The organism is Enterococcus sp. AZ141 (assembly GCF_051714385.1).
GTDB lineage: Bacteria > Bacillota > Bacilli > Lactobacillales > Enterococcaceae > Enterococcus_D > Enterococcus_D entomosocium.
The window spans coordinates 45395-52500 of record NZ_JBIORT010000001.1; the positions used below are offsets into that span (position 1 = coordinate 45395).

Consider the following 7106-nt stretch of genomic DNA (forward strand, 5'->3'; position numbering starts at 1 on the left):
TCTTAATTCAAGACAAGCAAGAAGGAAATAACGAACCCTAAAATACAATACGTTTCCATCATCGCTACCAAGATAATTCCTTTGGTCACATGTTCTGGTTTTTTGGCTAAAATCTGCATCGCAGCACTTGCGGCACGTCCTTGCCATTTTCCGGCTACGATCGCTGTTAATGCGATTGGCAATGAAGCAATAAACAAGTACAATCCGCGATCGAATGAAAGCGAACCGCTGATTTGACCAAAGATCATAAAGGAAATTACGAACCCGTATAACCCCTGAGTACTAGACAGCAACTCTAAGATCAACGCTTGTCCGAATTTCTCTGGCTGCTCTGAGATCAAGCCTGACGCTGCTTCACTGGTCATCCCAACACCAATCGTTGATCCGATACCGCCGCAAATCGTTGCGGTCGCTACACCTAAAGCTGCAAAAACAATTCCACCATTTTCGTAAAAGAAACTAATCCAATTTTCCATTATTGTCCTCCTGTAACTTCTCTTCTGAGATGATCTCTACATAGTTTTCATTTGATTTGAAGGGGTCAAAGGCACGTCCGCCCCCCGTAAAGAATTTTCCAAAATACTCTAAATACTGCAAACGGATACCATGAACATACGCACTAAGGTAACTTAAGAAAATATTTAGGCCATGCAATGCCACAAATAATAAGATACCAACCGTAAACCGGGCTGCTGGCGGCAGGTAGCTGATGATCAAGTTGAAGGCTGAGGCGATACTTCCGCCGGCAACCCCTAACGCCATCAGACGGGTGTAACTGATCAAGTCACCAACATAATTGGTCACATCCATCAATCCGTACAATCCAGAACCGATTTTTCCTGCTAAGGTTTTACCTTCTAAACTGCCTCCGATGGCCACTGCTAATAGACTGGCAGCGATCATTACGATCCCAATCATTTGTAACGGTGTGTCAGGGAAAAGCAGCATTCCTGCGGCAACAAAAGCCACACTGATCAAAAAGACGATCCATGAACCGGCTTGGAACATCGCAGCCAGTTTCTGGTCTTTTTTCTTCCATAGAATATAGAATTTCAGCGCCAAACCAAACATAATCTGGATGTACCCAAAGATCACGGATAAGACTAAGATCTGGTTGACATCATCCTGGGCAGACAACAGTTGGAATGAGAATTCAAATCCGAAGAAGTTGCCATAGATCAAGCCCCAAATAATCGTGGGGATCGAGCATAACTGAAAGAGGGTCAAGTTTTGTTCCAGCCCTTTGCTGAGGTGGAACAGCTTTTTACCAAGAAACGTCGCCAGAAACAAAAGCAAACCATAGCCAAAATCGGCAACCATCATCCCGAATGCCACCATATAAAAAGGCGCCATAAATGGTGTCGGATCTAACTCGTCATATTGCGGCAAGCTGTACATCCGAACAAGTCCTTCAAAAGGTTTGATCCAACGTGCGTTTTCTAATAAAATCGGCACATTACTAATCTCTTTTTCCGTCACTTCTTGGTATTCGAGGTAATAGTTATCCGTGGTTCCTTTTTTGATGCGTTTTTCTAATTCGGCCGTTCCATCAACAGGAACCCAGCCAGAAAGCGAGACCGCATGAGTAGAACGTAAAAGCATCTTATTGCTTTTTAAGCGGGTGATTGCTCCATCTAAATACTCGGCAACGATCCGCAAAGTTTCTTGCTCGTTTGTCATTGCACGAAGAGAGGCTTTGATCTCTTTTTCTTCATCAATTAAACGTTGGGATTTTTCTTTCATCGTTTGCAGATCTTCTTCTGGGATGCCCTCATAAGGGTAGATGTATTGCTCAAAGGCTACTTTTTTAAGAAGTGAAGTTACTTTTTCTTTTACATCTTTGTGGAAAAGGACCAGTAAATAAGTGGTTGTTTGTGATTGATAAACAGTTTCCACATAGACGAGCGGCAGCTTCTCACTGTTCGTCGTAAAGTCAGCCATTTCAGAAGTGGGAATCGAACCTAGCAAGCCACCTGATTTTTTTAATTCCTTTAAAACCGCTGGACGCTCTTTAAAATACTTCCAAATCGACAGCTCTGCTTCTTGTGCTAATACATCGCGTTTTTCTTGATCGATCAAGCGAAGACGTTTGTCTTGTTTACGAAGGGTCTGGCATAATTCTTGCCAGGGATAGGTGTGGGCTGTTTCAGCCAATTCTTGAAGGGTATATTTTTTGATTGGTTGCCGCAGTTGTGCCAGCATTCCTTTTTTGGGTACATATTCTTCTAAAAAATTTAAGCTCCAGTTGACTTGACCAAACTGGTTCTCCATTTCTTCTTCAGACTGTTCCTCGCGAACCGGTGTCAAAACACCCGTCGTTTCTTCAGAATCGTAGTATTTCTCCGAAGAAAGCAGTTCTACGCCCTGAAAGTCTTGCAGCTGCTCTAAAACAGCTTCTTTCTGATCGTAAAAGGTCAACAGACTGAACTTTTGCATTTTTGCAATTGCCATTTATGTCACAACCTTATTTATTATTATTGCCAATGCTTCTTCCTTTAACTCATTAGGGATCGTTCGTAGTGTTTCCACTTCTGCTTTCGTTTTAGCCATGAGCGGTTCTTTTGACTGTGTTAACTCAGCTGCGATTTTTTGATTGATTGCTTCTTTTTGTTGGGCTTCTTTTTCTGCCAACTCTTTTTTAAACGCCTTCAACCGTTCTTCGCGTTCTTGTGCCAATTGTTTTTTTTCTGCTTCCGCTTCTTGGTTTTTATTTTCAGCAAATTGCTCTGCTTCTTGTAATAATCGAATTGCATCTACTGCCATTTTCTCACCTGCTTTCCCTTTTTTTCCGCAAAAAAAACCACTACAAATCAAGCATATGGCATTCGCTGATCGTAGGGTGTCAAAAATCAATAAGTGGCAAATACCTTCACCTATTTCCGTTTTCTAATATAACCGTACCATAAATTTAGCGATAGAACAAGGTTCCTAGCGTTTTTTTATAGTCTTTACATATAAAAGTCACAAAAATTACACATTTTCACAAAAAGAAATCCTTTTCAATTTATAGGGGGTTAAATGATGACAAAAAAGAAAGATTAGAAACAGAATGCCGTTTCAAATCTTTCTTTTATTTTTCTCTCTTCTATTTCTTAACTTTCATAATTTCAAAGCAAAAATCCGTAATTAAAATAACAAAGATTCGTCCTACTCACGAATAAATGGCATACTCATACAGCGTGGACCTCCACGTCCGCGAACCAATTCACTTCCTGAGATCTCATTCAACTTGACGCCTGCCTCTTTTAACAACCCGTTGGTGATGGTATTGCGGTCATAGACCACGACTTCCCCTGGGGCGATCGCCAATGTATTGGAACCATCATTCCATTGTTCTCTGGCTGCTGCCGCTAAGTCGTCACCACCACAGCGAATCAAGTGTACTTCAGGCAAATCTAAATAACGGCAAAGAATGTTTTCCAACGTATCTTTTTCCTCATATACTCGCACACCGTCCTTGTGTTTAGTGATTGAATACAGCGAAAGTTCTCCCTCGATTTCTGGATGGATCGTGAACTTATCATGATCCACCATCGTAAAGACCGTATCTAAGTGCATAAATTTTCGTTCTTCACCAATATTAAATGCCAAGATATGTTCAAAACTCGGTTCTGTAGCAAAAATCGTTTCGGCAATTTTTTCGATAGAAGCAACCTCGGTTCGTTGAGAGATACCGATCGCCACGATTTTATCAGATAAAATCAGCTGATCGCCGCCTTCCATCCGCGTCGTTTCGTCCCGATGATACAAAAAGTTCGTCTCATTGCGGGCAAACATCGGGTGGTGCGTAAAAATTTGTTTTCCGTAGAGGGTTTCTCGTCTTCTCGTTGCAGAATACATTCGATTCAAGGAAACGCTATGACCAATCGTAGCAAACGGATCTCTCGTGAAATACAAGTTTGGCATTGGATCGATCAAAAAAGGATATTCCGTTTCAACGATCGCCGTTAACTTGCTAGCTCTTGGAATTTCTACCTCACTTTTTATCAAGCCCGCCATCGTATGATCGATAAAGGAGCGATTATCTTTGATCGACAGGAAAAAATTGCGCACTTCGTTGCGAATCTCTTCATCAAGGATCGTTGTCTCATTTAAATAATCTTCTAAAAAAGCTTCTTTGGCACCGGTCGTCGACAATGTCTCTGCAGCAAGATCTTCCAAATAAAGGACTTCCACCCCTCTGTTTCTTAACGTCTCGGCAAAAAAATCATGCTCTTTTTGTGCTTGGTCTAGAAAAGGAATATCATCGAACAACAAGCGATCAAGATAATCCGGCATCAAGTTTTCCAATTCTGCTCCTGGACGATGCAACAGCACCCGCTTTAAGGGCGCAATCTCAGAAAAGATCTGTATTGGCTGGTTCATGGACGTGTCTCTCCTTTTTCGCATTTTTTGTGGAATAACTTATGTCATTCCTCGTTTATGACTCCTCGACACATAATTATTCATTTCTTTGACTCATAGTAATCTTCTGCTAATGTTTAATAGTTTTTTTGATCTGTTGGTTATAAACATGCATTTTTTTATAAAGAAACTATTAATAAAAAAACAACTACTTAGAGAGATAAATTTTAGATGTTTTAATTTACCGCCTTTTTCAATTGTATATTTTTGTTAAAAAAACAGCAAGGCAAAAGAACTGGCGGACTATAGCCCTAGTTGCGAAACCAGATTGAACTATCTTTGTTTTTTTGGATCATTTCATGATTTTCAAATGATACCGCTATCAAACAGATGAATATTTGATATGATTCAAGTATCTTGATACTAAAGAAACGTCTATAAAGGAGCGATTTTATGAAAACGCAACGTCAGCTTTACTATGGTGCCGACTACAATCCTGAACAATGGTCTAAAGAAGTCATTCTTGAAGATATGCGCTTAATGAAAGAAGCAGGTGTGAACTATGTAAGTATCAATATTTTTGGCTGGGTCAATCTGCAGCCAGATGAATCCACCTATGATTTTGACTTTCTGGACTGGTTGATGGATCTTTTATATGAAAACAATATCATGATCGATCTTGCAAATGGTACAGCATCTCCTCCCGCTTGGCTTGTTCAAAAACACCCTGAGATGCTGCCTGTGACCATTCATGGCAATCGACTGGTTCATGGTGCGCGCCAGCACTACTGTCCGACTTCCCCTATCTATCGTCAATATGCCGCCGATTTGTCTGAAGCAGTCGCAAACCGTTATGCTAATCATCCAGGGCTGGTCATGTGGCATATCAATAATGAATATACCTGTCACATCCACGAGTGTTATTGCGATCATTGTCGGAAAAGATTTCAGACATGGTTAGCAGAGAAATATCTGACCATCGCTGGATTGAATGATGCTTGGTCAACGAAGTTTTGGAGTCAATCCTATGGCAGCTGGGAGGAAATTTTCTTACCAGAGGCAATGCCAACCTTCAAAAATCCTGCACAGCAATTAGACTACCGTCGGTTTCTTTCCGACATGAATCTGGAACTTTATCGAATTGAAAAGGCGGCGATTGCAAAATATTCCCATGACATTCCTTATATGACCAATCTTATGGGCTTACACAAATACGTAGATGGATTTAAATGGGCACCTGAAATAGATGTGGTCAGCTGGAATTCGTACCCGAATCCCTTTGAAAAAATACCTTACCCGCAATTTCTTGCTAACGATTTAACCCGCAGTTTGAAGAAAAAGCCATTCTTGATCATGGAGCAAGCCACCAGCGCCGTTAATTGGCGACAAATCAACGGGGCCAAGACCCCCAACCAGCTGCGTCTTTGGAGTTATGAAGCGCTAGCTCATGGTGCTGATGGTATCATGTTCTTTCAATGGCGACAGTCTCGTGGCGGTGCAGAAAAATTTCATAGTGCGATGGTGCCTCACGGAGATCCTCAGTCAAGCCGTATCTTTCGTGAATGTGCACAATTAGGCAACGAATTTTCGCAACTATCCGAAATCGTTGGGACGCGCTTCTTGGCTGATGTCGCAGTTGTCTTCGACTGGGAAAATTGGTGGGCGCTGGAATTGGATGCCAAACCAAGAACCTTAAAATACATTCATCAGTTACGCAGCCTGTATGCCGCACTAAGGGCGTTAAATCTGAGCGTAGACTTTGTCCATCCTTCCGAATCCCTAGGCGGCTATCCTTTGGTGATCGCCCCAAATCTCTATTCAGCACCCGAAGCATTGGGTAAGAAGATCCATGATTACGTGCGACAAGGCGGCATCTTCTTGACCAATTTCTTTAGTGGGATCGTCAATGAATATGACCAAGTCTATCTTGGGGGCTATCCAGGACTGTTTAGGGACACCTTAGGGATCATTGTAGAAGAGTTTTACCCAATGAAAGCGGCTACCCATCACCAAATTGACTTCCTCCAAGGTCGTCGGTACGACAATTCTCTATGGGAGGAAGTCATCCATCTAGAAGGTGCGAAAGCTTTGGCAACCTTCCAATCCGGTTATTTGACCGATAAGCCCGCCATTACCATGAACCGGATCGACGATGGGTATGCGTATTACGTGGGAACAGAATTGTCTCTTGAAGGACTAACTACATTTTTAGCGACCATTCTGGAAAATCACAAATTAACGACTCATGCCCAGCACTTCTTGGCTGCTCCTACTGAAATCTCCGTTACCTGTCGCAAAGGTGCTGGCTATACACTCGTCTTTTTCTTAAACCATACCGAGCAGACAACAGAAGTGAAGCTGAAAGCCCCTGGAGAAGACCTTCTAACCAAAGAAACCAAACAGTTGGCAGTTCTGAAACCAAAAGAAGTCGCAATCCTTAAGTATATTGATTGATCTAAGGAAAGAACCTCCATGAAGCGATCGCTTCATGGAGGTTCTTTTATAGAGGTTACTAGATTCAGAAAGGTTCATTAGACAAACGATAGGCAATTTCTAAATAAGAGGCTATCTCTCGTCTTAACTCTCCATCTCTTTTTTCTGAATAGTGATACTCTGGATTAGTCCAATGGGATTTGTCATACAACCAAACAGGCATTTTTTTCGCTTCGTCGGTTTCCCATTCATAACGGGGAAAAAGATGTGCATGAAGAAAGTTATCGGTATTTCCCAATAGTTCATAATTGATTCTCAATGGAGAACAA

The 7106-nt window shown here is 41.7% G+C and carries 6 protein-coding genes (1 of these 6 cut by a window edge); 1 reads left to right on the forward strand and 5 read right to left on the reverse strand.

From position 1 onward, the window contains the following. Window positions 1-2 precede the first annotated feature (2 nt). The 4 genes from IGI89_RS00230 to arcA form a co-directional block, all read right to left on the reverse strand. Window positions 3-476, reverse strand: a complete 474-nt coding sequence (locus IGI89_RS00230; RefSeq protein WP_005237160.1) for a V-type ATP synthase subunit K — start codon at window positions 474-476, stop codon at window positions 3-5. After that, a complete protein-coding gene (locus IGI89_RS00235; protein ID WP_008380982.1) occupies window positions 460-2451 on the reverse strand; it encodes a V-type ATP synthase subunit I in 1992 nt (663 codons plus the stop codon). The genes IGI89_RS00230 and IGI89_RS00235 overlap by 17 nt, the downstream gene beginning before the upstream one ends. Then, window positions 2452-2763: a hypothetical protein gene (locus IGI89_RS00240; RefSeq protein WP_008380980.1), complete on the reverse strand. Its 312-nt coding sequence runs from the start codon at window positions 2761-2763 to the stop codon at window positions 2452-2454. A 384-nt stretch (window positions 2764-3147) separates the two neighbouring features. After that, window positions 3148-4365, reverse strand: coding sequence for an arginine deiminase (gene arcA, locus IGI89_RS00245; protein WP_438735086.1), 1218 nt, complete (start codon window positions 4363-4365; stop codon window positions 3148-3150). Window positions 4366-4797: 432 nt separating this feature from the next. Between arcA and IGI89_RS00250 the strand changes: the two genes are divergently transcribed. Next, the gene (locus IGI89_RS00250) at window positions 4798-6798 is read left to right on the forward strand and encodes a beta-galactosidase (RefSeq protein ID WP_430619432.1); all 2001 of its coding nucleotides are present in this window, start codon (window positions 4798-4800) and stop codon (window positions 6796-6798) included. A gap of 64 nt (window positions 6799-6862) precedes the next feature. Here IGI89_RS00250 and IGI89_RS00255 read toward each other — a convergent pair whose 3' ends face one another. Then, window positions 6863-7106 carry the 3' portion of an HIT family protein gene (locus tag IGI89_RS00255; RefSeq protein ID WP_438735088.1) on the reverse strand. 227 nt of this gene lie beyond the right edge of the window, so 244 of the gene's 471 nt are visible here — the last part of the coding sequence; its start codon lies off the right edge, out of view — the gene reads right to left on this strand; the stop codon is at window positions 6863-6865.